Below are 23,338 nucleotides of genomic sequence, written 5' to 3'. Positions count from 1 at the left end.
GGTGTCCTTTTCCTCATCCTCTGGTGCGGGTGGAGGGATTTGAACCCCCACGCCTTGCGGCGCCAGAACCTAAATCTGGTGCGTCTACCAATTTCGCCACACCCGCCAATATCCAAACGGGGCCGGGCAATGCCCGACCCCAGTCGCTGCGCTCATTAGCAAAGGCCCGGGCGGGATGCGAGGGGAAAAATCGCGCCAGAAAAAGCGCGACATTAACGTGATATTGCCATAATGTGCTGAAAACACGAGGCAGGAACTAGCAGGACAGCGCCCATGGAACCGAAAACGGTCCGGCGCGTATCGGGGGGCACCGCCCCTCTGCGCCACGACTCCATCCACGATATGACGAACGCCGTCGCGGCGGGCACATCCGTGCTCACGCTCGACGGCGCCTTGCCGGCCGAATTTCTCTCGCCCGGGGACCGTGTCATCACCCGCGATGCCGGGATGGCCGTCCTGCGCGAGGTGGTGATCCGCACCGGTCCGGTCGACGCGGTCGCGATCCGCGCCGGCACGCTCGGCCATACCCGCCCCGACCAGGACGCGCTTCTGCCCGCCAGCCAGGAAGTGCTGATCCGGGACTGGCGCGCCCAGGCGATCTTCGGCCGCGCCCGCGCGCTCGTGCCCGCCGCGCGGCTTGTCGACGGCGAGTTCATCCGCACGCTGGGACCGGTCGAGATGACGCTCGTCGCGCTAGTCTTCGACGCGCCGCACATCATCTATGCGGACGGTCTCGAACTCGCCGCGGCTTTGCCGGTGACGGAACCCGCCTGAGAAGGCCGCCGGCCGAAGGCGCGCGCCCCGCAATTTTCCCAAAATTGCGGGGAGATTATTGCCAATAATCTCTCTCCGCCCGGTGCCAGACGGCGCCGCACCAACCGCGCGCAGCACCCCGCAATTTTTCCAAAAAATTGCGTCGAGATTATTCTCGATAATCTCGCCCGCTCAGCACTCGAGATCGCGCAACACGCCCGGCAGCGCCTCGGGCAGATCCTCCGCGATCAGCCCCGGCCCGACGCGCCGCGCCGCCTCCGCATGAAGCCAGGCCCCGAACCCTGCCGCCTCCAGCGGCGCAATCCCCCGCGCCAGAAGCCCGGTGATGATCCCCGCCAGCACATCGCCCGATCCGGCCGTCGCGAGCCAGGGCGCTGCCGCGCGCCCCGTCGCGGACGCGATGACCGCCCGCCCGTCCGGGGCCGCGATCACCGTCTCGGCGCCCTTGAGAAGCACCACCGCGCCCGAAAGCCGCGCCGCTGCGCGCACGGACGCCACGCGATCGTCGCCGGGCGCCCCGAAAAGCCGTGCGAACTCCCCGCCATGGGGCGTCAGCACGCAGCGCGGATGCAGCGCCGCGAAAAGCGCGTCCGGATCGTCCGCAAAGGCCGTCAGCGCATCCGCATCGAGCAGAACGGAGCGCGCGGGCTCCGCGAGCGCCACGGGCACCAGCGCGCGCGCCCGCGCAAGGCTGAGGCCCGGCCCGAGACAGAGCGCGTTGAGCCGCCCATCCTCCAGCAGCGCCGTCAGCGCCGCGCCGTCCTCGCAGCGCCGCAGCATGATCGCGGTGACCTGCATCGCCACTTCGAGCTGCGCCGCCCCCGGCACGCCCAGCGTCACCAGCCCCGCCCCGATCCGCAGCGCGCCCCGCGCCGCAAGCCGCGCCGCCCCGGTGCGCCCCGCCCCGCCCGACAGGACCAGCGCGTGGCCGTGATCGTATTTATGCGCGCCCTCCGATTTCGTGAGCGCTGCGCGCATGGCGGGACCGGGGCCGATATGCCGGGGCGCCCGGTCGGTCACGACGAAAGCCCGATATCGACGACCGCGATCTCCGCCGCGCCGAGCGCGCCCATCGCATGGACGGGCTTTCGCGCATGAAAGGTGACCGCCAGATCGCAGGGCATCGGCGTGTCCGCCAGCGCGGCGCCGGTATCGGCATCGTATCCCGTGGGCAGGTCCACCGCCGCCACGAAGGGCCGGGGCGCGCGGGCCGCGATCCAGTCGCGCGCGGGCGCCACAACCGCATAGAGCGGCGCGCGCTGGCCGATCCCGAACAGCGCGTCGACCAGTACGACCGGCGCGTCCTCGGGCAGGTCGAGACCGGCAATGACCTCCGCCGTGTAGGGATGGACCGGCCCCATGGCGGACCAGGCCGCGTGATTGGCCGCCGCATCGGGCGGCAGCCGCGCAGGATCGCCCATGGCGCAGACATGCACCTCCCAGCCCGCCTCGCGCAGGTGCCGCGCGATGACATATCCGTCGCCGCCATTGTTGCCCGGCCCGCAAAGGATGACCGCGATGCGCGCCGCGCCGGCCCGCGCGGCAATGGCCTCCGCTGCGCCGCGCCCGGCCCGTTCCATGAGCGCACGCCCGCTGACCGCCCCCGACGCCATGGCCCGGGCCTCGCAGGCGCGCATCTCGGCGGCGGTCAGAACCGGTGCGGCGCGCATGGTGATTCACTTCTGCCTATTTCTTGAGCGACATGCACAATTCTTGACCTCGCCTATTTTTCCGGCATTCCTCACACGGGAAATCCGCGGCCCGGCGATTGTTCCCGCACATGGGACGTGGTCTGCAGCGTCTCAAACGGGAAACGAGGAGGCAAGGCGTGAAAAAGATCGAAGCGATCATCAAGCCGTTCAAGCTCGACGAGGTGAAGGAAGCCCTGCAGGAAGCGGGGATCCAGGGTCTGTCCGTCGTCGAGGTCAAGGGCTTTGGCCGACAGAAGGGCCACACGGAGCTTTATCGCGGCGCGGAATACGTCGTCGATTTCCTGCCCAAGGTGAAGATCGAGGTGGTCCTCGAGGACGACCAGGTCGACGGCGCCATCGCGGCCATCGTCGATGCCGCCAAGACCGACAAGATCGGCGACGGCAAGATCTTCGTCAGCCCCGTTGAGCAGGCCATCCGCATCCGGACCGGCGAATCCGGCCCGGACGCGCTCTAACCGACCAAGAACAGTTAATTCTCAAGTAAAGAAGGGACTTCAGGGAATGAGCAAGGACGCAGTTCTCAAACTGATGAAGGACGAGGATGTCGAATATGTCGACATTCGCTTCACCGATCCGCGCGGCAAGCTGCAGCATGTGACCGTCATGGCCGATGAGGTCGACGAGGATTTTCTCGACGAAGGGTTCATGTTCGACGGCTCCTCCATCGCCGGCTGGAAGTCGATCGAAGCCTCCGACATGAAGCTGATGCCCGACACCAACTCGGTCTACGTGGACCCGTTCTACGCCGAGAAGACCATCTGCCTGCATTGCTCGGTGGTCGAGCCCGACACCGGCGAGCCTTACGAGCGCGACCCGCGCGGCACCGCCGAGAAGGCCGAGGCCTATCTCAAGTCCTCGGGCATCGGCGACATCTCCTACTGGGGCCCCGAGGCCGAGTTCTTCCTGTTCGACAACGTCAAGTTCTCGAACAAGATCAACAAGGTGTCCTACGAAGTTGATGCGATCGACGGCTCCTGGAACACCGACACCGACTACGAGATGGGCAATATGGGCCATCGCGGCGGCGTCAAGGGCGGCTACTTCCCGGTGAACCCGACCGATCACGGTCAGGACATCCGTTCCGAGATGCTCTCGACCATGAAGCGCATGGGCATGAAGGTCGACAAGCACCACCACGAGGTGGCGTCCTGCCAGCACGAGCTGGGCCTGATCTTCGGCTCGCTCACCGAGCAAGCGGACCATCTGCAGAAGTACAAGTACGTCATCCACAACGTGGCGGACGCCTACGGCAAGTCGGCGACCTTCATGCCGAAGCCGATCTATGGTGACAACGGCACCGGCATGCACTGCAACATGTCGATCTGGAAGGACGGCAAGCCGCTCTTCGCGGGCGACAAGTACGCCGATCTGAGCCAGGAAGCGCTGTGGTATATCGGCGGCATCCTGAAGCACGCCAAGACGCTGAACGCCTTCACCAACCCGTCCACCAACTCCTACAAGCGCCTGATCCCCGGCTTCGAGGCCCCGGTTCTGCGCGCCTACTCGGCCCGCAACCGGTCGGGCTGCGTCCGGATCCCGTGGACCGAAAGCCCCAAGGCCAAGCGCGTCGAGGCCCGCTTCCCCGATCCGTCCGCGAACCCCTATCTGTGCTTCGCGGCACTCCTGATGGCCGGTCTCGACGGCATCAAGAACAAGATCGATCCCGGCGAGGCGATGGACAAGAACCTCTACGACCTGCCGGCCGAGGAGCTCGAGGGCATCCCCACCGTCTGCGGCTCGCTCCGCGAAGCGCTGGACTGCCTGAAGGCCGATCACGAATTCCTGCTTGCGGGCGACGTGTTCACCAAGGACCAGATCGACGGCTATATCGACCTGAAGATGGAAGAGCTCGAGCTGTACGAGCACACGCCGCACCCGGTCGAATTCCAGCTTTACTACGGCTGCTGATCCCGAACTCGGGAGCGAATGACGAAGGGCGCCCTCCGGGGCGCCCTTTTGCGTTGAGGGGCCATCTGGGCCTCCGTCGCTGCCAGTGAGTCGCTAGGCCATCGCCGCGGCAAGCGGCCCATGGGGCCCCTCCGCACAAGGCCCCGACCGGGCCTTAAAAGCCGCCGAAACAAATTGCGCCGGTCCTCGCCATTGTCGCGTATCGGGCGACAACAAGGCGCTTTCGGGCAGGAATACGGCGAAGAAGGCGGGTCTCGACGCGGTTCCGCCGCGATCTGCCTGCAAATCACCGCATCCCCTGCCAAATGCCGTCCGCTTTGCCCGCGATCTTGCGGTTAACGCACACACACACACACACACGCACACTCAAGCACCGGAGACATTTCGATGACCTACTCGGCCAAGCTGGTTTTCCAAAGCGAAGTCTTCCTGTCGCTCTCGCGCATCGACGCGGCGCTGCGCGCCGCCGCCGCGCAACACGGCCTCACCGTGTCCGCCGCGACCGAAACGCTCACCGGGGTCACGCTCGATTGCGACCGCGCGGTGCTGTCGCTCGATCTCGACATGTCCGAAGGCGAAACCCGCGTGGCGCTGTCGCTCAAGGGCCGGGGCCTGCTTTCGGGCGAGGAAGGCTGCCGCCGCCTCGCCGGGATCACCCAGCTTTTGCTGAAGAACATCCGCGCACCCTTCGTGATCTGGCTCGACAACGACGTGCTTCTGCCGCGTGACGCGTTCCTGTCGGCCTTCGACGCGCCCGACGCCGACGCACCCGCGGTGGCGCCCCGCCGGGTGCGCGCGCGTCCGACCGCCTCGCCGACCCGCCGGGTCCGCGCGCTGCGCAGCCCCGCGCCCGCCAATGCCGCCGATGGCCCGGGCATCGTCCGGCTCGATGCCCATGTGCGCGCCTATGACGCCTATCTGCGCGACGAGCTCTGCCGGGATGCCAGCGAGGCGGAGCTTGATGCGCTGCGTCAGGAAGCCGGCATCACCCCGGCCGAGGCGCGGATGTCGACCTGGGCCGTCTCCATCGCGGTCGCCACCGTGTCGCTACCCGTGGCGGTGCCGGTGCTCGTGCACAACGTGGTGCGCGGCGAGGACATGCGCGTGGCCTCGCTGGCCATGGGTCTCGCGGGCCTCTTCGTGGCGCTCGACAGCTCCGGCGCGATGGCCGGAATCGTCGCCGGGCTCTGAGCCCGCGCGCCGGGGCCGGGAAAACCAGCATTGCCAAAACGCCATTCGCGCGTAACCATTGGGCGGACCCCATTCCGCCCAAGAGGTTTTCCATGCCCCGTCGCATTTCCCTGACCGCCTTTCTCGGTGCGCTCGCGCTGAGCGCCACCACCGCCCTCGCCGCGCCCTGCAGCGATACCGCCGCGGGCTTCGACGCCTGGAAGGCGGATTTCGCCCGCGAGGCGCAGGCCGCGGGCGTCGGCCAGCGCGGTCTGCAGGCGCTTGCCAATACCCGGTATTCGACCTCCACCATCGCTGCCGACCGGAACCAGAAAAGCTTCCGCTACTCGCTCGACAAGTTCATGCAGGTGCGCGGGGCCGACACGATCGTCGCGCAGGGCCGCAAGCGCAAGGCGCGCAACCCGCAATTCTACGCAGCACTCGAACGCGCCTACGGCGTGCCCGCGGGCGTGCTGATCGCCATCCACGGGATGGAGACGGCCTTCGGCGGCTTCATGGGCGACAGCCAGGTCGTCTCGGCGATCACCACGCTGGCCTTCGATTGCCGCCGCTCGGATTTCTTCAAGCCGCATGCGCTCGGCGCGCTCGTGCTGGTGGATCGCGGCTCGATCTCGCCCACCACCAAGGGCGCCAAGCACGGCGAGCTTGGCCACACCCAGTTCCTGCCCGGCAACGCGCTGCGCTACGGCGTCGACGGCAATGGCGACGGACGGGTCGATTTCTACAACGAGACCGACGCGCTGGCCTCGACCGCGAATTTCCTGCGCCAGAAGGGCTGGCGTCCGGGCGCGGGCTACCAGCAGGGCCAGCCGAACTTCGCCGCCATCCAGGCCTGGAACGCCGCCACCGTCTATCAGCAGGCCATCGCGATCATGGCGGCCCGGATCGACGGCTGACCGGGCCGCGCTTCAAAAAGGGCTCAAATGGGTGCGGCTTCGGCCCAAGTTTTTCCCTAATGCCCCGCTAACGTGACAGGCAGTTGAACAATAATAACTGCTGGTGTCCCATGACCCTGCCTGTCCGTCCCCATGCCGCCCTCGTCGTTCCCAGCCTGACCGGTCTGCAGGAAGACCGGTTCCTGCGGCTCGTCCGCGACGTTCTGGAGCGGTTCGACGCGAAAAGCGGCGCGCGGCCCAAGGCCTCGATCAAGCACAGCGCGGTGGCCTCCGATACGCTGCTGGTGAAGATCGCCATCGAACTCGATCCGAAATCCGGCGCCCGGCTGACCTTCCGCGTGGCCCCGCGCCCGCGAGCAGCGACGCCCTCGATCGACAAGAGCGTCGAGATCCTGTCCGACATCGTCATGCGCAGCCTGCAATTCGTGGACGCCGAGCGGGTCGAATGGCTCGACGAGCGGACGCTGCTCAGCCCCGAGGAATTCCAGGCCTCCTGCTCTTACGTCTCGCCCAAGCGTCAGCGCCGCGAGATGATCGAGACGCCGATCACCGAACGTTCCATCGACGAGATCGAGGAAAGCCTCGCCCGGATGTTCGAGGACAGCCCGCCGGTGACCGAGCCCGGCCATGGCCGCGAACGCGCCGCCAAGATTGCCGCCGCGCGTCAGGCCGCCTCCGACACGCTGAAGAAACGCGCCGCGGCGAGCGATGCGTGGAAGGCGGTCGACGCGGAGGCGGTGAATCAAAGGGCGGACGCGCAGATGTCAGAGGATCACACGCCCGACGCCATCGCCGGCACCGCGCGCCCGCGCCGCGGCTCGGTCTTCCAGCGCATCGCCGCGGCCCTGCACCTGCGCACCGTCGCGCATGTCAGCGCGCTCAGCGGCATGGGGCTGGTGTTCTGGAAAGCGGGCATGTTGGACCCGATCCTCGCCATCGTCGGCGTCTGAGCGCCCGCCCTCAGTTCCCCAGCCCCGGCGCGTCTTCGCTGGCCAGCACGTAGGTGTGGATCGAGAAGACCACCGCCCGGCTCACCGGCAGCCGCAAGAGCACCTGCCGCTCGGTGCGGAAAAAGGCAGCCTCGGTATCGGTCCATTTCGGGTAATCGGGCCGGTCGGGCTGATGCAGCCGCCCGTCGCGATGCCGCAGCGTGTTGTAGCGCCAGATCGGCCGGCCGTCCTGCAGACCGTCGAAGAGCCGCTGCACCCGCCGCGCGACGCCCTCGTCGTAATGCGGGACGGGCTCGTGGATCGTCGTCAGCGGCCGCATGAACTTCTCCGACAGGCGCCACTGGGCCGGAAAGCACAAGGTCGCCGCGGTCAGCATATGCTCGTCGCCGCCGCGCTTTTCCATCAGCACGAAGTCTTCCTGCACGAGCAGGGTCAGCGTCGCCAGCGGGTCGTCCCGGTCGATACCCACCGTCACGCCGTCGGGCCGGACGACCTCCGCGCCCTGCCGCGCGAAGCCGGGGGGCAACGCTTCCAGCACCGTGTCGAGCATTTCCAGAACCGCCGGCCGGGCCGCCGGATCCTCCGCGATGACCACGTCGCGACGGGTGGCGAGCAGCCGCTCCCGCTCGGCCATCTGGGCGGCGAAGGCCTCGTCGGCGATGAGCCAGGGTGCATCGCCCAGGGGCCGCGTGCCGGGCAGCCGTGCCCCGGCGGTGATCTCGTAGGGGATCTCGGTCTGCAGGATCATGTCGAAGGCCCTTTGCAGAAACGGCGCGCCGGATTTCTCCGACGCGCCGCTGTCATGCGATAATGCAGCCAGTCTAAGCCGTGGTCAGCCGCGCGCGCGGGCCACGGCCTTCCATGCCAGCGGCAGAAGCAGCGCCGCGAGGCCCAGCTTGACCGCGTCGCCCACGAGGAACGGCCACAGGCCCCAGGCCAGGATCGGCTGGTCCCAGCCGTAAAGCATGCCCAGCCAGACAAGGCCCGGCGCGTAGATCAGCACGTTGCCGAGCAGCATCGCGCCCGCCATCTTCGGCGCCGACCGGTCCCAGCCCGCGCGCGCCAGAAGGCCCAGCGCCACGATGGCCAGAACGTAGCCCACAAGATAGCCGCCGGTGCCGCCCATCATGTAGGCGAGGCCCGCGTTTTCCGCCGAAGAGGACGCGAAGACGTCGAAGCCTAGCGCGCCGACCAGCATGTAGCCGAGGATCGTCACGAGACCGAGCCGCGCGCCATAGGCCGCGCCGATGGTCAGCACCGCGAAGGTGCCCATGGTGATCGGCACGGGCCACATCGGCACGCGGATCTTGGCGGCCACGGCCAGGGCCGCGATGCCCAGCACCACCAATGCGGCCTGCTTGAGGCGCAGCGCGGTGCCCTCGCTGGGCCCGAAGGCATCTGCCAGCACGTTGCGATTGAGCGCGATTGTCATAGGGTGATCCCCCTCCTGTTCCTCGTCGTTGCAGGTGTTGTGCCGCGTGGCGCGATGCGGCGCAAGGGCCAAGCATGCGGGCGCGCCGCGCGATGGGCCCGGACCCGGGTCAGGACCGCTCCGCCGCGCGGTCGCGCACGAAGAGCGTGTCGATGCGGTAATCCTTGCGCGGGCCGGTGACCTCCCAGGCCTGCGACCAGACCGGCCAGTCGCCCAGATCGTAGCGCACCCGGTAAATGTCGGGCTCGCAGGGATGCATGTCGCTGGGGGCGGCATCGGGCAGCCCGATGACGTGAAACGGCCGCCCGTCGTCGAACAGCACCTCGATGCCGCGCGGGCAGGATTGCCAGAGATAGCGGCGCGTGCCCTCGATCGCGGGCTGACCGGGCAGATCCAGCACCACATGCTCCTCGTAGCGCAGGCAGCCGCCGTCGCGGATCATGCGCAATGTGCCTTGTCCCTGGGATATCTGGCCGAGTTTCCGGTCCGTGATCTTGCGGCGAAACCGCCAGACGCCTTCGAAATCGAACAATCCAATCGGCAAATCGGGCGCAGGGCGTGCCGGGGCTCGTGCGGTCATGGCACCTACCTTCCCTTGTCCATGCTGCACCTGCAGTCTATGACCGCCACCAACTTCATGACAAGTCCGGAAAGGCTCACCCGATGATCCCGCGTTATTCCCGTCCCGAAATGGTCGCGATCTGGGCGCCCGAAACCAAATTCCGCATCTGGTACGAGATCGAGGCCCATGCCTGCGACGCGCAGGCCGCCCTCGGGGTGATCCCGAAAACCAATGCCGAGGCCGTCTGGAAGGCGCAGGACGTCGAATTCGACGTCGCCCGCATCGACGAGATCGAGGCCGTGACCAAGCATGACGTGATCGCCTTCCTGACCCACCTGGCAGAGATCATCGGCAATGACGAAGCGCGCTTCGTGCATCAGGGCATGACCTCCTCGGACGTGCTCGACACCACCTTCAACATCCAGCTCGTCCGCGCCGCCGACATCCTGATCGCCGATCTGGAAAAGCTGCTCGCCGCGCTGAAGAAACGCGCGCTGGAGCACAAGGACACGGTGCGTATCGGCCGTTCCCACGGCATCCACGCGGAGCCCACCACGATGGGCCTCACCTTCGCGCGCTTCTATGCCGAGATGGACCGCAACCTCACCCGCATGAAGACCGCCCGCGCCGAAGTGGCCACCGGCGCCATCTCGGGTGCCGTCGGCACCTTCGCCAATATCGACCCGGCGGTCGAGGAACATGTCTGCGCCAAGCTCAGCCTCACGCCCGAGCCGATTTCGACGCAGGTGATCCCGCGCGACCGCCATGCCGCCTTCTTCGCCGCGATGGGCGTCGTGGGCTCCTCGATCGAGAACATCGCGACCGAGATTCGCCACATGCAGCGCACCGAGGTGCTGGAGGCCGAGGAGTTTTTCTCCGCAGGTCAGAAGGGCTCCTCGGCGATGCCGCACAAGCGCAACCCGGTCCTGACCGAGAACCTGACGGGCCTTGCCCGCCTCGTGCGCATGGCGGTGATCCCGGCGATGGAGAACGTGGCCCTCTGGCACGAGCGCGACATCTCGCACAGCTCGGTGGAGCGCAATATCGGCCCCGACACCACCGTCACGCTCGATTTCGCGCTGGCCCGGCTGACCAGCGTGATCGAGAACCTCGTCGTCTATCCCGAAACGATGCTGGCCAACATGAACAAGTTCAAGGGTCTGGTGATGTCCCAGCGGGTGCTGCTGGCGCTGACGCAGGCCGGTGTCAGCCGCGAGGATTCCTACCGCCTCGTGCAGCGCAACGCGATGAAGGTCTGGGAACAGGGCGCCGATTTCAAGACCGAATTGCTGGCCGATCCCGAGGTGACGGCGGCCCTGACGCCCGCAGAGATCGAAGAGAAGTTCGACCTAGGCTACCATACCAAGCATGTGGACACGATCTTCGCGCGGGTCTTCGGCGCGGCGTAGGGTCGCGGTTTCTCCGTTTTGACGTGGGGTAAGGCCATGCTACCTTCCCGCTACCTCAATGGGAGTTATGACACGATGATCCGAACGGCACTGACGGCCCTCGCCCTGACCGTGGCTTCGACGTTTTCGGCCATGGCCGCCTGCGGGCACGATTCCGCGAATATCAGCTGCGCGGACGGCATGGTCTACGACAGCGAGACCGGCAGCTGCAAAGTTGTGAGCGGCTGAGCCCCGCCAGAAGACGTTTTCCGAAAGGCGGCCTCCGGGTCGCCTTTTTTCATGACATCTCAAGGCTTGGTGAAGATTCCTTAACTCCCCGGTCGTAGCAAAGAAGCATTCGCAGAACCGGAATCCACGCGCCCGATGACCGATCTCACGCCCTTCGTTCCGCAACCCGCCGCCCTGTCCGCAAGCGCCGCGCGCCCGGTGGCCACCCGTGCGCCCGCGGTGCTGGGGCAGCGCGCCAAGGCCGCGATCGTCGTGCAGTTCCTGCTCAACGAAGGGGCCGACGTGCCGCTGGCCTCCCTGCCCGAGACGCTGCAGGCGGAACTGACGCACCAGCTGGGCACGATGCGCTATGTCGACCGCGCCACGCTCGACGCGGTCATCACCGAATTCGCCGACGAGCTGGAGCAGGTCGGCATGTCCTTTCCCGGCGACATGGCGGGCGCGCTCTCGGCGCTCGATGGCAAGATATCGCCCCAGACCGCGGCGCGGCTCCGCAAGGAGGCGGGGGTGCGGCGGATGGGCGATCCCTGGGTGCGGATCAATGCCGAAAGCTCCGAGACGCTGGCGAAACTCATCGAAACCGAAAGCATCGAGGTGGCCGCGGTGATGCTGTCGCGGATCGACGTGGCCCGCGCCGCCGAGTTGCTGGGCCACCTGCCCGGCCCCCGCGCGCGGCGCATCACCTACGCGGTGTCGAAAACCGCCGCCGTCACGCCCGAAACGGTGGACCGGATCGGCCTGTCGCTGGCCGCGCAGCTCGATGCGCGCCCGCCCAAGGCCTTCGACAAGGATCCGGGGAACCGCGTCGGCAGCATTCTCAACTTCTCCAAATCCTCGACGCGGGACGAGGTGCTGACCGGTCTCGACGAGACCGACAGCGCCTTCGCCGAAGAGGTGCGCCGCGCCATCTTCACCTTCGAGAACATCTATACCCGCCTCGCCCCCGAGGATGCGCCGAAGGTCACCCGGGACGTGGACAACGACGTGCTCGCCCTCGCCATCGGCGGCGCGCAGGGCGAAGAGCAGAACCGCTCGGTCGATTTCCTGCTCGAGAACCTGTCGCGCCGCATGGCCGCCAGCTTGCGCGAGGAAGCCGCCGAACGCGTCGGCAGCCCCCGCGCCGATATCGAGGAGGCGCAGGCGCAGGTGGTGGCCGCGATCCGCGCCATGGCCGATAGCGGCGAGATCACCCTGCGCACCGGCGAGGACGGGGATTGAGCCGCCGCTTGCCGCCTCCGGACGCGCGGCCTAAGACGGGGACGCAATCCCAGACCGAGGCCCGACATTGTCCCGCCCGCCCGCCGACCCTTCGCAAGACGCCCCGACCGGACGCTTCGGCGACTGGCTGACCGACCGCGTCCTGCGCGCGCTGATCTGGCTGGCGCTGCGCCTGCCCCTAAGGCTCCGGCTCCGGCTCATGGGCCGGGCGGTGTCGCGAGTGATCGCGCCGCTTGCGGGCTACCGCGCGCGCGCCATGGCCAATCTGGCGCATGTCTGGCCCGACATGCCCGAGGCCGAGGCGCGGGCGATCGCCGACGCGGTCGCCGACCAGGCGGGCCGCACCATGATCGAGAATTACGGCGTCGCCGAATTGCTGACCCGCATGAAGGATGCCGAGATCACCGGCGACGGCCTGCCCGCGATCGAGGCCGCCCGCGCCGAGGGCCGTCCGGTGCTGTTCGTCACCGGGCATTACGGCAATTTCGAAGCGCCCCGCGCGGCACTCGTCGCCCGCGGCTACCAGATCGGCGGGCTCTACCGGCCGATGTCGAACCCGTTCTTCAACGCCCATTACGCCCGCAACATGCACGCGCTGTCGGGCCCCGTCTTCGAGCAGGGCCGCCGCGGCACGATGGGCCTCATCCGCCATGTCCGCGAAGGCGGCATGGCGGTGCTGCTCTTCGATGTCTATGACAGCGGCGGCGCGACCTTCGATTTCATGGGCCAGCCCGCACCCACGCTGACCTCGGCGGCGGATATCGCGCTGAAGACCGGCGCGCTGCTGGTGCCCTTCTTCGGCATCCGCCAGCCCGACGGCGTGTCCTTCACCTGCGTCTTCGAGGCGCCCATCGCCCATAGCGACGCGCTGAGCATGACCAAGGAGATGAGCGCGCGGCTCGAGGCGCGCATCCGGCAGGACCCGGCGCAATGGTTCTGGATTCACCGCCGCTGGAAGCCGAAGCGGCAGATGAAACGTCAGCGCAAGCGCGCCGCCGCCAAGACCGGGCCGTAATCGGGCTTCTGCACCAGCACCACGATGGGCGCGTCGCCATTGACCGGAACCTCGGTGCGGAAAGCGCCGGTGCCGTCCCAGCGCGCGACCACGTCCCAATCGGTCACGATCTGCGAATAACGCAGCTTGTGACCCGCATTCTCGCCGCGATGGATCGCGACCTCGGCCTCGGGCCGGTAGCGCACGAGATGCAGTTCCACCGCGCCCACCGGCGCCTTGGCCGACAGCGCAACGCTCAGCGTGCCGCCCGACCGGGTGAGATCGACCGAGACCGGGCTCGGCCGGTCCTCGGCGCGCTCGATCAGCGCGGTGACGTCCATCTTGCGGTTGCCGACCACGTCATGGGTGCCGTCGATGATCATCTGCGGGGTGTAGACGGCCGTCCGGCCCGAGGCGCGGGCATAGCCCTTCTGCCGCTTGGTGAAGGCGGGCCGCGCGAAACTGTCGGCCCAGCCGATGTAATCCCAGTAATCCACATGCAGCGCCAGCGCGATGATGTCGTCGCGCTTGGCCAGTTCCTGCAGCAGCGCATCCGCCGGCGGACAGGACGAACAGCCCTGCGAGGTGAAGAGCTCCACCACCACGGGCGCGTCCTCCGCCTGCGCCGCCGCGGGCAGGACAGACCCCGCCGTCAGACCCGCCAGAGCCATCGCGCACAGCATTGGTCGCATGTTCATCGGCTGAAACCTCGTTACGATCCCCTTGATGGATGTAGCCATGACCGTGTGAAATGAACAATCAACGAATTGCGATGGCCCGCGATCAGACCGGCGGTTCGGGCGCATCTGGATTTTTTGTGCACGATGGTATACATTTTCCGCCAGACCCCCTTGATCGGTCTCCCCGCATCGGGCAGACAGCGATCAACACCCCCATTCACGTCAAGCCAGGGAGGCTCATTCATGCCCATCACCGTAGGCCAGGACAGCAACAAGACCCGCAAGACCATGACGGTCGGCGGCAATTCGGTGTCCTATTACTCGATCGCTGCCGCCGAGAAGGCGGGGCTTGGCGATTTCTCCAAGCTGCCCATCGCGCTCAAGGTCGTGCTCGAGAACATGCTGCGCTTCGAGGACGGCAACACCGTCACCACCGATGACATCAAGGCCTTCTCGGAATGGGCGACCGCGGGCGGCAAGAACCCCCGCGAGATCGCCTATCGCCCCGCCCGCGTGCTGATGCAGGACTTCACCGGCGTGCCGGCGGTGGTCGACCTCGCCGCGATGCGCGACGGGATCAAGGCGCTGGGCGGCGATCCGCAGAAGATCAACCCGCTCAACCCTGTCGATCTGGTGATCGACCACTCGGTGATGATCGACGAGTTCGGCAATCCCCGCGCCTTCCAGATGAACGTGGACCGCGAATATGAGCGCAACATCGAACGCTACACCTTCCTGAAATGGGGCCAGTCGGCGTTCAACAATTTCCGCGTCGTGCCGCCGGGCACCGGCATCTGCCACCAGGTGAACCTCGAATACCTCGCCAAGACCGTCTGGTCCGACAAGGACCAGAACGGCGAGATGGTGGCCTATCCCGACACGCTCGTGGGCACCGACAGCCACACCACCATGGTCAACGGCGCGGCCGTTCTGGGCTGGGGCGTCGGCGGCATCGAGGCCGAGGCCGCGATGCTCGGCCAGCCGATCTCCATGCTGATCCCCGAGGTCGTGGGCTTCAAGCTCACCGGCGCGATGGTCGAAGGCACCACCGCCACCGACCTCGTCCTCAAGGTCGTCGAGTTGCTGCGCAAGAAGGGCGTCGTCGGCAAGTTCGTGGAATTCTACGGCGACGGGCTCGACAACGTGCCGCTCGCCGACCGCGCGACCATCGGCAACATGGCCCCCGAATACGGTGCCACCTGCGGCTTCTTCCCGATCGACGCCGAGACGCTGCGCTATCTCGACACCACGGGCCGCGACAAGGAGACCATCGCGCTGGTCGAGGCCTATGCCAAGGAACAGGGCATGTGGCGCGAGCCGGGCTACGAGCCCGTCTATACCGACACGCTAGAGCTCGACATGTCGACCGTCGTTCCGGCCATCTCCGGCCCCAAGCGCCCGCAGGACCACACGCCGCTCGATCTGGCCGCGGCGCGCTTCATGGAAGTCGTCGGCGAATATCGCGGCGAGGACATCTCGCAGGAAGCCCGCGACATGATGGCCGAGGCGCCCGCCGCCGATCCCATCGTGGGCGATCCGCGCAAGACCGCGAAGGTCGAGGGCGCGGATTACACCCTGCGCGACGGCTCTGTGGTGATCGCCTCGATCACCTCCTGCACCAACACGTCGAACCCCTACGTGATGATCGGCGCGGGCCTCGTGGCGCGCAAGGCGCGCGCCTTGGGCCTCGACCGCAAGCCCTGGGTGAAGACCTCGCTGGCACCGGGATCGCAGGTCGTGTCGGCCTATCTGGAGGCCGCGGGCCTGCAGGAGGATCTCGACGCCATCGGCTTCAACCTCGTGGGCTACGGCTGCACCACCTGCATCGGCAATTCCGGACCCCTGGAAGAGCCGATCTCGAAGGCGATCAACGACAACGATCTGATCGCCACCTCGGTGCTGTCGGGCAACCGCAACTTCGAGGGCCGGATCAGCCCTGATGTGCGCGCCAACTACCTCGCATCGCCGCCGCTGGTGGTGGCCTATGCGCTGGCGGGCGACATGAACATCGACATCTCACGCGAACCGCTGGCCCACACGCCGGACGGCGAGCCCGTCTACCTCAAGGATCTCTGGCCCACCCAGAAGGAAATCGCCGAGCTGGTCGAGAAGACCGTCACCCGCGCCTCCTTCCAGGAGAAATACGCCGACGTCTTCAAGGGCGACGACAAGTGGCAATCGGTCGAAACCACCGACAGCGAAACCTATGACTGGCCGGCGACCTCGACCTACGTGCAGAACCCGCCCTACTTCCAGGACATGGGCGCCGAGAAGGGCGAGATCACCAATATCGAGGGCGCGCGCATCCTCGCGATCCTCGGCGACATGGTGACCACCGATCACATCTCGCCCGCGGGCTCCTTCAAGGAAACCACGCCCGCCGGTCAGTATCTTGTGGACCGCCAGGTGCCGGTGCGGGAATTCAACTCCTACGGCTCCCGCCGCGGCAACCACGAGGTGATGATGCGCGGCACCTTCGCCAATATCCGCATCAAGAACGAGATGCTGGACGGCGTCGAAGGCGGCTACACCAAGGGCCCCGACGGCAACCAGATGCCGATCTTCGACGCGGCCATGGCCTACCAGGAACAGGGCACGCCGCTGGTGATCTTCGCCGGCGAGCAATACGGCGCGGGCTCGTCCCGCGACTGGGCCGCGAAGGGCACCAACCTTCTGGGCGTAAAGGCCGTGATCGCCGAGAATTTCGAGCGTATCCACCGCTCCAACCTCGTCGGCATGGGTGTGATCCCGTTCGAGTTCACCGGGGACGACACCCGTTCCTCGCTGGGCCTCACCGGCGACGAGACGGTGTCCATCGAGGGCCTAGACACGGTCAAGCCGGGCGCGCTCTGCCCCTGCAAGATCACCTATGCGGACGGCACCGAGAAGACGATCGAGATCAAGTGCCGGATCGATACCGCCATCGAGGTGGAATATGTCGAGCATGGCGGCGTACTGCACTACGTGCTGCGCAACCTCGCCAAGGCGGCCTGATCGCCGCCGATCCCGGCAATGGAAAGTTGCGAAAGGCCGCCTTCGGGCGGCCTTTTCTTTTGCCTCGCCCTGCCCCCGCGACCGAACATGACTTGCGCGATTGCAAGCGCGCCTCTGCGGTTGGGGCGCCTTCCCGCGCTTGTTAAGCCACCGCCCGACTTGATTCGCAGAGGAGAACAACAATGCTGAACGCACTCTCACGGCCGATGGTCCGCATCGTCGACCGCTATCTCCCCGACCCCTTTGTCTTCGTGATGATCCTGACGCTCGTGGCCGCCGCGGCCGCCTTCTTCACCCAAGGCACAACCCCCCTGCAGATCGTCGAGATCTGGGGCGACGGCTTCTGGTCGCTGCTGACCTTCTCGATGCAGATGCTGCTGGTGCTCGTCACCGGCTACATGATGGCCTCGACGCCGCTGGTGAAAGGCGGCCTCGCGAAGCTCGCGGGTCTCGCCTCCAGCCCCGGCGGCGCCATCCTGCTCGTGACCTTCACCTCGCTCGCCGCAAGCTGGATCAACTGGGGCTTCGGCCTTGTCGTGGGCGCGCTCTTCGCCAAGGAACTCGCGCGCCAGATCAAGGTGGATTACCGCCTGCTGGTGGCCTCGGCCTACTCGGGCTTCATCGTCTGGCATGGCGGGCTCGCGGGCTCCGTGCCGCTGTCGATCGCGACCGAGGGGCATCCCTTCCAGGACCTGACCGGCGTGATCCCGACCTCCGAGACGATCTTCTCGCCCTTCAACCTCGCCATCGTGGCGGCCCTCTTCATCGCCGTGCCCTTCATCAACCGCGCGATGATGCCCAAGGCCGGCGACGAGGTCTTCGTCGATCCCGAGGCGCTGAAGGAAACCGAGACCGAGAAGCCCGAGGCCCCCACCCCCGCCGACCGGCTGGAACACAGCCCCGTGCTGACCGTGCTCATCGGCCTTGCCGGTCTCGCCTGGTCACTCAACTACTTCGTCGGCGGCGGCGGGCTCTCGCTCAACGTCATCAACTTTGTCTTCCTGTCGCTCGCGATCTTGTTGCACGGCTCGCCGCGCAACTTGCTGAACGCGCTGCAGGACGCCGTCAAAGGCGGCGCAGGCATCGTCATCCAGTTCCCCTTCTATGCGGGCATCATGGCGATCATGGTTCAGTCCGGGTTGGCCGCGTCGATCTCGGAAGGCCTGATCGGTCTCGCGACCGCGAGCACCCTGCCCTTCTGGACCTTCCTGTCCGCGGGCATTGTGAACTTCTTCGTGCCCTCGGGCGGCGGTCAATGGGCCGTGCAGGCCCCGGTGATCCTGCCGGCGGCCGAGGCGCTCGGCCTCGACATGGCGAAAGCCTCGATGGCCGTGGCCTGGGGTGATGCCTGGACCAACATGGTGCAGCCCTTCTGGGCGCTGCCGATCCTCGGGATTGCCGGTCTGCGCGCAAAAGACATCATGGGCTTCTGCATCATCCACCTGATCCTCTCGGGTGCGATCATCGTGGCCGGTCTGACGCTACTCTGAGGCGGCACGTCGGACACAAAGACCGGAACGCCGGGCCTTCGGGCCCGGCGTTTTCAAGCGCGCGCGGTCCCGCGGCAACATCGGCACATCCTCGCCCATCGCAGCCTCGTGAGCGGACAAATCCCGGCATCGGGGTTCTAACGCCTGTGAGGGGTCCCCACCTCTCCAATCAGCAAACGAGGCAGCAGAGATGAAACTTCTTACAACGATTCAGGCCCTGATCCTGGTCGCCCTGACCGTCTACGGCGCCTCCGCCGCGGCGGATAAACCGGTGAGCGCGCCAGATTGCCCACCGACATCGAGCGCCTGCCTGACCGTCGATGTCGCCACGCTTATGAACTAGGCGCCCCAACCGGAGCGGCAGGCCCCGGCCTGCCGCGACACGAACTGCGCGGGGCTGCAAGCCCCGCTCACCCGGATCACCGACCCAAGGCCTCCTGCAGCGCGGGCATGAAGCGCGTTTCGAAATCCGTGCCGGTCAGCGGCCCAGTGAAGCGGTGCAGCACGATGCCGTTTCCGTCCACGATGAAGGTCTCGGGCGGCGCGGTCACCCCCCAGTCGATGGCCGTCCGCCCGGCGGGATCGAAGGGCACCGCGATGAAGGGGTTCTCTTCCTCGGCCAGGTATTTCGCCGCGTTGCGCGCCTGGTCCTTGATGTTGACGCCGACGATGCGCACCCCCTGTGCCTGGTAGTCCAGCAATTGCGGATGCTCGACCCGGCAGGGCGGGCACCAGCTCGCCCAAAAGTTCACCAGCGTCACCTCGCCCGAGGCCAGCGCGCCGGGCGCCAGCCCCGGATATCCCTCGAGCGCGGCCTCGGTCACCGGCGGCGCGGGCTGGCCGACCCGGGTCGAGGGCAGGCCCTCGGGATCGTCGCGGAACATGCCGAGGAAGGCCAGCGTCGCGAAGGCCGCGAAGATCAGCGGCGGCAGCGCCATGAGCGGAGAGATCCTAGCCACGGCGCCCCTCGACCTCGTCGAGCGCCCGGCGCACCTTGCGCGCGCGCATCACCGACAGCGCCACCAGCGCCACGATCAGCACCAGCGATACCGCATAGGCCGACAGCACCGTATCGGCGTATTTGCCCAGATCCGGCATCATGCCATCCGCTCCCGCGCCAGAAGCGCCCGCATCCGCCGCGCGCGGATCTCCGTCTGGGTGCGCAGGAACACGAGCGCGATGAACAACAGCACGAAGCCCGCGATGGAGACCAGCAGCGGATACCAGAAGACATCCGCCACGTTCTCCTCCTTGTCGAGCGAGAGCGACGCGCCCTGGTGCAGGCCCTGGTTCCAGAAATTCACCGCGTAGCGCGACAGCAGCGCGAAGACCGAGCCCACGAGGCACAGGATCGAGGTCAGATCGGCCGCGGTGTCGTCGTTCTCGATCGCGGCCCAAAGGGCCATGTAGCCGAGATAGAACAGGAACAGGATCAGGAACGAGGTCAGCCGCGGATCCCAGGCCCAGTAGGTGCCCCACATGGGCTGGCCCCAGATCGCGCCCGTGGCCAGCGCGATAACGGTCATCGTGGCCCCGACCGGCGCCGCCGCCCGTGCGGCCAGCGCCGAGACGTGGTGCCGTCGCACGATCCAGATCAGCGAGGCCACCAGCATCATCAGCCAGCCATTGATCGCCATCAGCGCCGAGGGCACGTGAAGGTAGATGATCTTTACGGTCGATCCCTGCCGGAAATCATCCGGCGTGAAGAAAAATCCCCAGATCAGCCCTGCCGCGAGACAGCCCGCCGCGGCCCAAGCGAGGGCCGGCAGCACACGGTCGGTCGTGGCGATGAACTTGACCGGATTTGCGTATTCCCAAAGCGACATAGGTCTTCCTTAACGGGCGGCTCCGGCGCGCACAATTCACATATCGGCAAGGTTTGTCCACGCCCCGCGGCGCGGCTCATCGCAGGTTGATGCGCAGAACCGCCGCCGAGGCGAAGGGCAGCAGCGCCACCGCCCCGAAACTGAGCCCCGCCAGCATCAGTAGCGGCGTCTCGACGGCCAGCCCGTCCGCCCCGCGCCGCGCGACCTCCGCGCCGAAAATGAGCGTCGGCACATAAAGCGGCAGGACCAGCAGCGACAGCAAAAGCCCGCCGCGTTTCAGCCCCACGGTCAGCGCCGCCCCGAAGGTGCCGATCACCGACAAGGCGGGCGTGCCGATCAGCAGCGACAGGAACAGCCACAGATAGCCCGGGCCCGGCAGGCTCAGCAACAGACCCAGCGCCGGGGCTGCCAGCACCAGCGGCAGCCCGGTGGTGATCCAATGCGCCGCGGCCTTAACCGTGACGATGCCCTCCATCGGCAGGGGCGCCGTGGCCAGGAGGTCGAGCGACCCGTCCTCCCAATCCAATGCGAAGATCCGGTCAAGCGACAGCAGGCAGGCCAGCAGCGCCCCGACCCAGAGGATGCCCGGCGCGATCCGCGCCAGAAGCGTGGTCTCCGGCCCGACCCCGAAGGGCACCAGCACCACGACGATCAGAAAAAACGCGAGCCCCAGCCCGAAGCCGCCGCCCGCCCGGATCGCAAGGCGCAGATCCCGCGTCAGCAGCGCGATCACAGGAAGGCCTCGTCTTCCGCCCGCGCGCGCGGCCGCGCCTTGTAGGGCGCGACATCGAGCATCCGCGCCTCGGGCAGCCCGAGATCGATATGCGTGGCCATCAGCGCCGCGCCCCCCGATGCGAGATGCGCCTTGACCGCATCGGCGAACAGCCCGACCGAGGCGGTGTCGAGCGACACGGTCGGCTCGTCCAGCACCCAGACCGGCCGCCCGGTGACGAGGAGCCGAGCAAGCCCCAGCCGCCGCTTCTGGCCCGCCGAGAGGTTCCCCGCAAGCCGGTCGCGCAGATCGGTCAGGTCGAACCGCGCCATGGCCGCCTCCACGTCCCCGCCGCCATAGACCGCCGCCCAGAAGGCGAGGTTCTCGACCACGTCGAGGCTCGTTTTCAGCCCGTCCTGGTGCCCGGCATAGGCCACCGCCTCGATGCCCGACACCCTGCCCTCGAGCGGCGGCTGCAGCCCCGCGATGGTGCGGATCAGCGTGGTCTTGCCCGACCCGTTCGGGCCCCGCAGCACCAGTGCCTGCCCCGCTTCGAGCACAAAACTCAGCCCCTCGAGGACCGGCACGCCGCCGCGCGACACGGCAAGATCATCCACACGTAACATGGCCCAAGAGTTAGCCCGCCCGCCCGGCAGGCGGAAGCACCGAAGACCGCCACAAGCCGAAATTTCTCGCACCAGGCGCCGCCGCCCGCCGCGCCGCCCGCCCCGAAGACCCCACAGACACCCGCGCGTCCCACCTTCCCGAAACAGGTGCGCCGCCCCTGTCACGGCCGGACCGAAAATACCTCCGGGGAGCGCGAGGGGCTGGCCCCTCGCTTTTCAGAGCGCACAACATTAGAACGACCGGCTATCGCCGACCGGTCACATACATCAGGAAACCTTCGGAAAACGCAGGCCCGTCCCGCGATCAGACCGGCAGCACCGCCAGGGCGACGCGGCGGCCTTCGGACAGAAGCACGTTGTAGGTCCGGCAGGCCGAAGGCGAGGCCATGACCTCCACCCCGATCCCGGCCGCTTCGAGCCGGTGGTGCAGATCCTTCGGCAAGTGCATGATTTCCGGGCCGGTGCCGACGAAAAGCACGTCGATGTCGTCGGCGAGGTCGAGCAGCCGCTCGGCATCCTCCAAACCGCCCCAGGCGGCGGTGCCGCGATGGGACAGACAGAGCGGCCCTTCGATGGCCTCACCGGCGATGCGGAAGAATCCCGGGCCATAGCCGTCCACGGGCTGGGCGTCGGTAAACGTGATCTCGTTCAGGCGCATGTGGTTCACCTCCGCCTCGGAAAATCGTTAACGCGTCTTTATATGTGACGGGCGTCAAGCCCGGCAAGGCCGCCCTTGCCGAAATGATCGCGCCGTCACGCGTCGATATTGGAGAATTGCGTGCCCGCCCCCGCGTCGGGCTTGTCCCAGTCGCGCTTCACGCCGAGGCGGTAAAGCAGCGCCGAGGCCACGAAGATCGACGAATAGGTGCCGACGATCACACCCCAGATCATCGCGAAGACGAAGCCGCGGATCACGTCCCCGCCCAGCACGAACAGCGCCAGCAGCGCCAGCAGCGTGGTGAGTGAGGTCATCAGGGTCCGGCTCAGCGTCTCGTTGATCGAGATGTTGAGCACCTCCTTCAGGTCGCGCTTCTTGTACTTGATGAGGTTCTCGCGCACCCGGTCGAAGACCACCACGGTGTCGTTCAGCGAATAGCCCACGATGGTCAGAAGGGCTGCGATGATCGCCAGATCGAACTGGATTCGCAGCTCCGAAAAGATGCCGATGGTCAGAAGCACGTCATGCACCAGCGCCGCCACCGCCCCCACGGCGAACTGCCATTCGAAGCGCAGCCAGATATAGATCAGCACCGCCCCGATGGCCAAGAGCACCGCGATGATCGCGGTCTGGATGAGCTCGCCCGAGACTTTCGGGCCGACGGATTCGACCGAGGTGAAGTTGATATCCGGCGCCACGCCCTGCAGAGCGGCCTCGACGGCCTCGATGGTCTCGGGGGTGACCGCCTCGGCGCCGTCCTGCGCCGCGATGCGGACCATGGCGACGTTCTGGTCGGCATCGAAGCTCGGATCGAACACTTCGGAAATGACGATATCGCCGAGCTCAAGCTGCTGCAGCGCCGCGCGATAGGCGCCCACATCCACCGGTTCGGCGCTTTCGGTGCGGATCGTGGTGCCGCCGCGGAAATCGATGCCGAAATTCAGGCCCTGGAAGATGAAGGAGACGAAGGCGATCGCCATCATCAGCCCCGAAATGCCCAGCCACAGCTTGGTGCGGCTGAAGAAATCGAAGGATGTTTCGTCGCGGACGAGCTTGAGACGCATGGCAATCAGGCTTT

At 67.0% G+C, this 23,338-nt stretch carries 26 protein-coding genes and 1 tRNA gene; 13 read left to right on the top strand and 14 right to left on the bottom strand.

Annotation, left to right across the window (positions count from 1 at the left end; translation table 11 throughout):
* Positions 1-21: 21 nt before the first annotated feature.
* Positions 22-106 (bottom strand) — tRNA-Leu (locus BW990_RS11850).
* 167 nt (positions 107-273) lie between these two features.
* Between BW990_RS11850 and BW990_RS11845 the strand changes: the two genes are divergently transcribed.
* Positions 274-774: a Hint domain-containing protein gene (locus BW990_RS11845; protein ID WP_076448254.1), complete on the top strand. Its 501-nt coding sequence runs from the start codon at positions 274-276 to the stop codon at positions 772-774.
* A 171-nt stretch (positions 775-945) separates the two neighbouring features.
* Here the strand turns inward: BW990_RS11845 and BW990_RS21375 are convergent, their stop codons facing one another.
* The gene (locus tag BW990_RS21375) at positions 946-1,752 is read right to left on the bottom strand and encodes an NAD(P)H-hydrate dehydratase (protein ID WP_143526164.1); all 807 of its coding nucleotides are present in this window, start codon (positions 1,750-1,752) and stop codon (positions 946-948) included.
* A gap of 38 nt (positions 1,753-1,790) precedes the next feature.
* Positions 1,791-2,444 (bottom strand): NAD(P)H-hydrate epimerase, encoded by a 654-nt coding sequence (locus BW990_RS21370; RefSeq protein ID WP_234990240.1) that lies wholly within the window; start codon positions 2,442-2,444, stop codon positions 1,791-1,793.
* Between the two features lie 158 nt (positions 2,445-2,602).
* Here BW990_RS21370 and BW990_RS11835 point away from each other — a divergent pair, with 158 nt between their 5' ends.
* The 5 genes from BW990_RS11835 to BW990_RS11815 all read left to right on the top strand — a co-directional run bounded on the left by BW990_RS11835 (position 2,603) and on the right by BW990_RS11815 (position 7,431).
* Complete coding sequence (locus BW990_RS11835; RefSeq protein WP_076448253.1) at positions 2,603-2,941, top strand: P-II family nitrogen regulator; 339 nt, start codon at positions 2,603-2,605, stop codon at positions 2,939-2,941.
* A gap of 46 nt (positions 2,942-2,987) precedes the next feature.
* The gene (glnA, locus tag BW990_RS11830; protein WP_076448252.1) at positions 2,988-4,394 is read left to right on the top strand and encodes a type I glutamate--ammonia ligase; all 1,407 of its coding nucleotides are present in this window, start codon (positions 2,988-2,990) and stop codon (positions 4,392-4,394) included.
* A 387-nt stretch (positions 4,395-4,781) separates the two neighbouring features.
* The gene (locus BW990_RS11825; protein ID WP_076448251.1) at positions 4,782-5,585 is read left to right on the top strand and encodes a hypothetical protein; all 804 of its coding nucleotides are present in this window, start codon (positions 4,782-4,784) and stop codon (positions 5,583-5,585) included.
* Positions 5,586-5,677: 92 nt separating this feature from the next.
* Positions 5,678-6,481: a lytic murein transglycosylase gene (locus BW990_RS11820; protein WP_076448250.1), complete on the top strand. Its 804-nt coding sequence runs from the start codon at positions 5,678-5,680 to the stop codon at positions 6,479-6,481.
* 110 nt (positions 6,482-6,591) lie between these two features.
* Positions 6,592-7,431 (top strand): hypothetical protein, encoded by an 840-nt coding sequence (locus BW990_RS11815; protein WP_076448249.1) that lies wholly within the window; start codon positions 6,592-6,594, stop codon positions 7,429-7,431.
* Positions 7,432-7,441: 10 nt separating this feature from the next.
* On the opposite strand, the gene BW990_RS11810 is transcribed toward BW990_RS11815, so the two are convergent.
* The 3 genes from BW990_RS11810 to BW990_RS11800 all read right to left on the bottom strand — a co-directional run bounded on the left by BW990_RS11810 (position 7,442) and on the right by BW990_RS11800 (position 9,407).
* Positions 7,442-8,179: a heme-dependent oxidative N-demethylase family protein gene (locus tag BW990_RS11810; protein ID WP_076448248.1), complete on the bottom strand. Its 738-nt coding sequence runs from the start codon at positions 8,177-8,179 to the stop codon at positions 7,442-7,444.
* Between the two features lie 84 nt (positions 8,180-8,263).
* The gene (locus tag BW990_RS11805; RefSeq protein ID WP_076448247.1) at positions 8,264-8,863 is read right to left on the bottom strand and encodes a biotin transporter BioY; all 600 of its coding nucleotides are present in this window, start codon (positions 8,861-8,863) and stop codon (positions 8,264-8,266) included.
* A gap of 109 nt (positions 8,864-8,972) precedes the next feature.
* Positions 8,973-9,407: a DUF6314 family protein gene (locus BW990_RS11800; protein ID WP_159441643.1), complete on the bottom strand. Its 435-nt coding sequence runs from the start codon at positions 9,405-9,407 to the stop codon at positions 8,973-8,975.
* 119 nt (positions 9,408-9,526) lie between these two features.
* Between BW990_RS11800 and purB the strand changes: the two genes are divergently transcribed.
* The 4 genes from purB (at position 9,527) to BW990_RS11780 (ending at position 13,295) form a co-directional block, all read left to right on the top strand.
* Positions 9,527-10,834: an adenylosuccinate lyase gene (gene purB / locus BW990_RS11795; protein WP_076448245.1), complete on the top strand. Its 1,308-nt coding sequence runs from the start codon at positions 9,527-9,529 to the stop codon at positions 10,832-10,834.
* Positions 10,835-10,870: 36 nt separating this feature from the next.
* Positions 10,871-11,062, top strand: a complete 192-nt coding sequence (locus BW990_RS11790) for an adenylosuccinate lyase (RefSeq protein ID WP_234990239.1) — start codon at positions 10,871-10,873, stop codon at positions 11,060-11,062.
* 135 nt (positions 11,063-11,197) lie between these two features.
* The gene (locus BW990_RS11785) at positions 11,198-12,280 is read left to right on the top strand and encodes a flagellar motor switch protein FliG (RefSeq protein ID WP_076448244.1); all 1,083 of its coding nucleotides are present in this window, start codon (positions 11,198-11,200) and stop codon (positions 12,278-12,280) included.
* A 67-nt stretch (positions 12,281-12,347) separates the two neighbouring features.
* Positions 12,348-13,295, top strand: coding sequence for a lysophospholipid acyltransferase family protein (locus BW990_RS11780; protein ID WP_076448243.1), 948 nt, complete (start codon positions 12,348-12,350; stop codon positions 13,293-13,295).
* On the opposite strand, the gene BW990_RS11775 is transcribed toward BW990_RS11780, so the two are convergent.
* Positions 13,259-13,945 carry a DUF1223 domain-containing protein gene (locus BW990_RS11775; protein WP_234990238.1) on the bottom strand — a complete coding sequence of 229 codons (687 nt, stop codon included), beginning with the start codon at positions 13,943-13,945 and terminating at the stop codon, positions 13,259-13,261. The genes BW990_RS11780 and BW990_RS11775 overlap by 37 nt on opposite strands.
* A gap of 252 nt (positions 13,946-14,197) precedes the next feature.
* On the opposite strand from BW990_RS11775, the gene acnA reads away from it, so the two are divergent.
* From acnA to BW990_RS21855, 3 genes are all read left to right on the top strand, one after another.
* On the top strand, positions 14,198-16,948 hold the full coding sequence (acnA, locus tag BW990_RS11770; RefSeq protein WP_076448242.1) for an aconitate hydratase AcnA: 2,751 nt from the start codon (positions 14,198-14,200) through the stop codon (positions 16,946-16,948).
* 182 nt (positions 16,949-17,130) lie between these two features.
* The gene (locus tag BW990_RS11765; RefSeq protein ID WP_076448241.1) at positions 17,131-18,438 is read left to right on the top strand and encodes a short-chain fatty acid transporter; all 1,308 of its coding nucleotides are present in this window, start codon (positions 17,131-17,133) and stop codon (positions 18,436-18,438) included.
* Positions 18,439-18,628: 190 nt separating this feature from the next.
* A complete protein-coding gene (locus BW990_RS21855) occupies positions 18,629-18,781 on the top strand; it encodes a hypothetical protein (RefSeq protein WP_159441642.1) in 153 nt (50 codons plus the stop codon).
* Positions 18,782-18,857: 76 nt separating this feature from the next.
* Here BW990_RS21855 and BW990_RS11760 read toward each other — a convergent pair whose 3' ends face one another.
* The 7 genes from BW990_RS11760 to secF all read right to left on the bottom strand — a co-directional run bounded on the left by BW990_RS11760 (position 18,858) and on the right by secF (position 23,324).
* The gene (locus BW990_RS11760) at positions 18,858-19,376 is read right to left on the bottom strand and encodes a DsbE family thiol:disulfide interchange protein (protein WP_076448240.1); all 519 of its coding nucleotides are present in this window, start codon (positions 19,374-19,376) and stop codon (positions 18,858-18,860) included.
* A gap of 13 nt (positions 19,377-19,389) precedes the next feature.
* Entirely contained in the window at positions 19,390-19,536 is a 147-nt protein-coding gene (ccmD, locus tag BW990_RS11755; protein WP_076448342.1) for a heme exporter protein CcmD, read from the bottom strand.
* Positions 19,536-20,264 (bottom strand): heme ABC transporter permease, encoded by a 729-nt coding sequence (locus BW990_RS11750; protein WP_076448239.1) that lies wholly within the window; start codon positions 20,262-20,264, stop codon positions 19,536-19,538. The genes ccmD and BW990_RS11750 overlap by 1 nt, the downstream gene beginning before the upstream one ends.
* Before the next feature lie 76 nt (positions 20,265-20,340).
* Positions 20,341-20,997 carry a heme exporter protein CcmB gene (gene ccmB, locus BW990_RS11745; protein WP_076448238.1) on the bottom strand — a complete coding sequence of 219 codons (657 nt, stop codon included), beginning with the start codon at positions 20,995-20,997 and terminating at the stop codon, positions 20,341-20,343.
* Positions 20,994-21,602, bottom strand: coding sequence for a heme ABC exporter ATP-binding protein CcmA (gene ccmA / locus BW990_RS11740; RefSeq protein ID WP_076448237.1), 609 nt, complete (start codon positions 21,600-21,602; stop codon positions 20,994-20,996). Before ccmA ends, ccmB begins: the two co-directional genes overlap by 4 nt.
* 304 nt (positions 21,603-21,906) lie before the next feature.
* Positions 21,907-22,260 (bottom strand): Mth938-like domain-containing protein, encoded by a 354-nt coding sequence (locus tag BW990_RS11735; protein WP_076448236.1) that lies wholly within the window; start codon positions 22,258-22,260, stop codon positions 21,907-21,909.
* 95 nt (positions 22,261-22,355) lie between these two features.
* Entirely contained in the window at positions 22,356-23,324 is a 969-nt protein-coding gene (gene secF / locus BW990_RS11730; RefSeq protein WP_076448235.1) for a protein translocase subunit SecF, read from the bottom strand.
* Between the last annotated feature and the right edge of the window lie 14 nt (positions 23,325-23,338).

Source organism: Roseivivax lentus (genome assembly GCF_900156805.1).
Classification (GTDB): Bacteria; Pseudomonadota; Alphaproteobacteria; order Rhodobacterales; family Rhodobacteraceae; genus Roseivivax; species Roseivivax lentus.
Note: the sequence above shows the minus strand (reverse complement) of the source record. Positions and strands in the feature narration are given on the sequence as shown.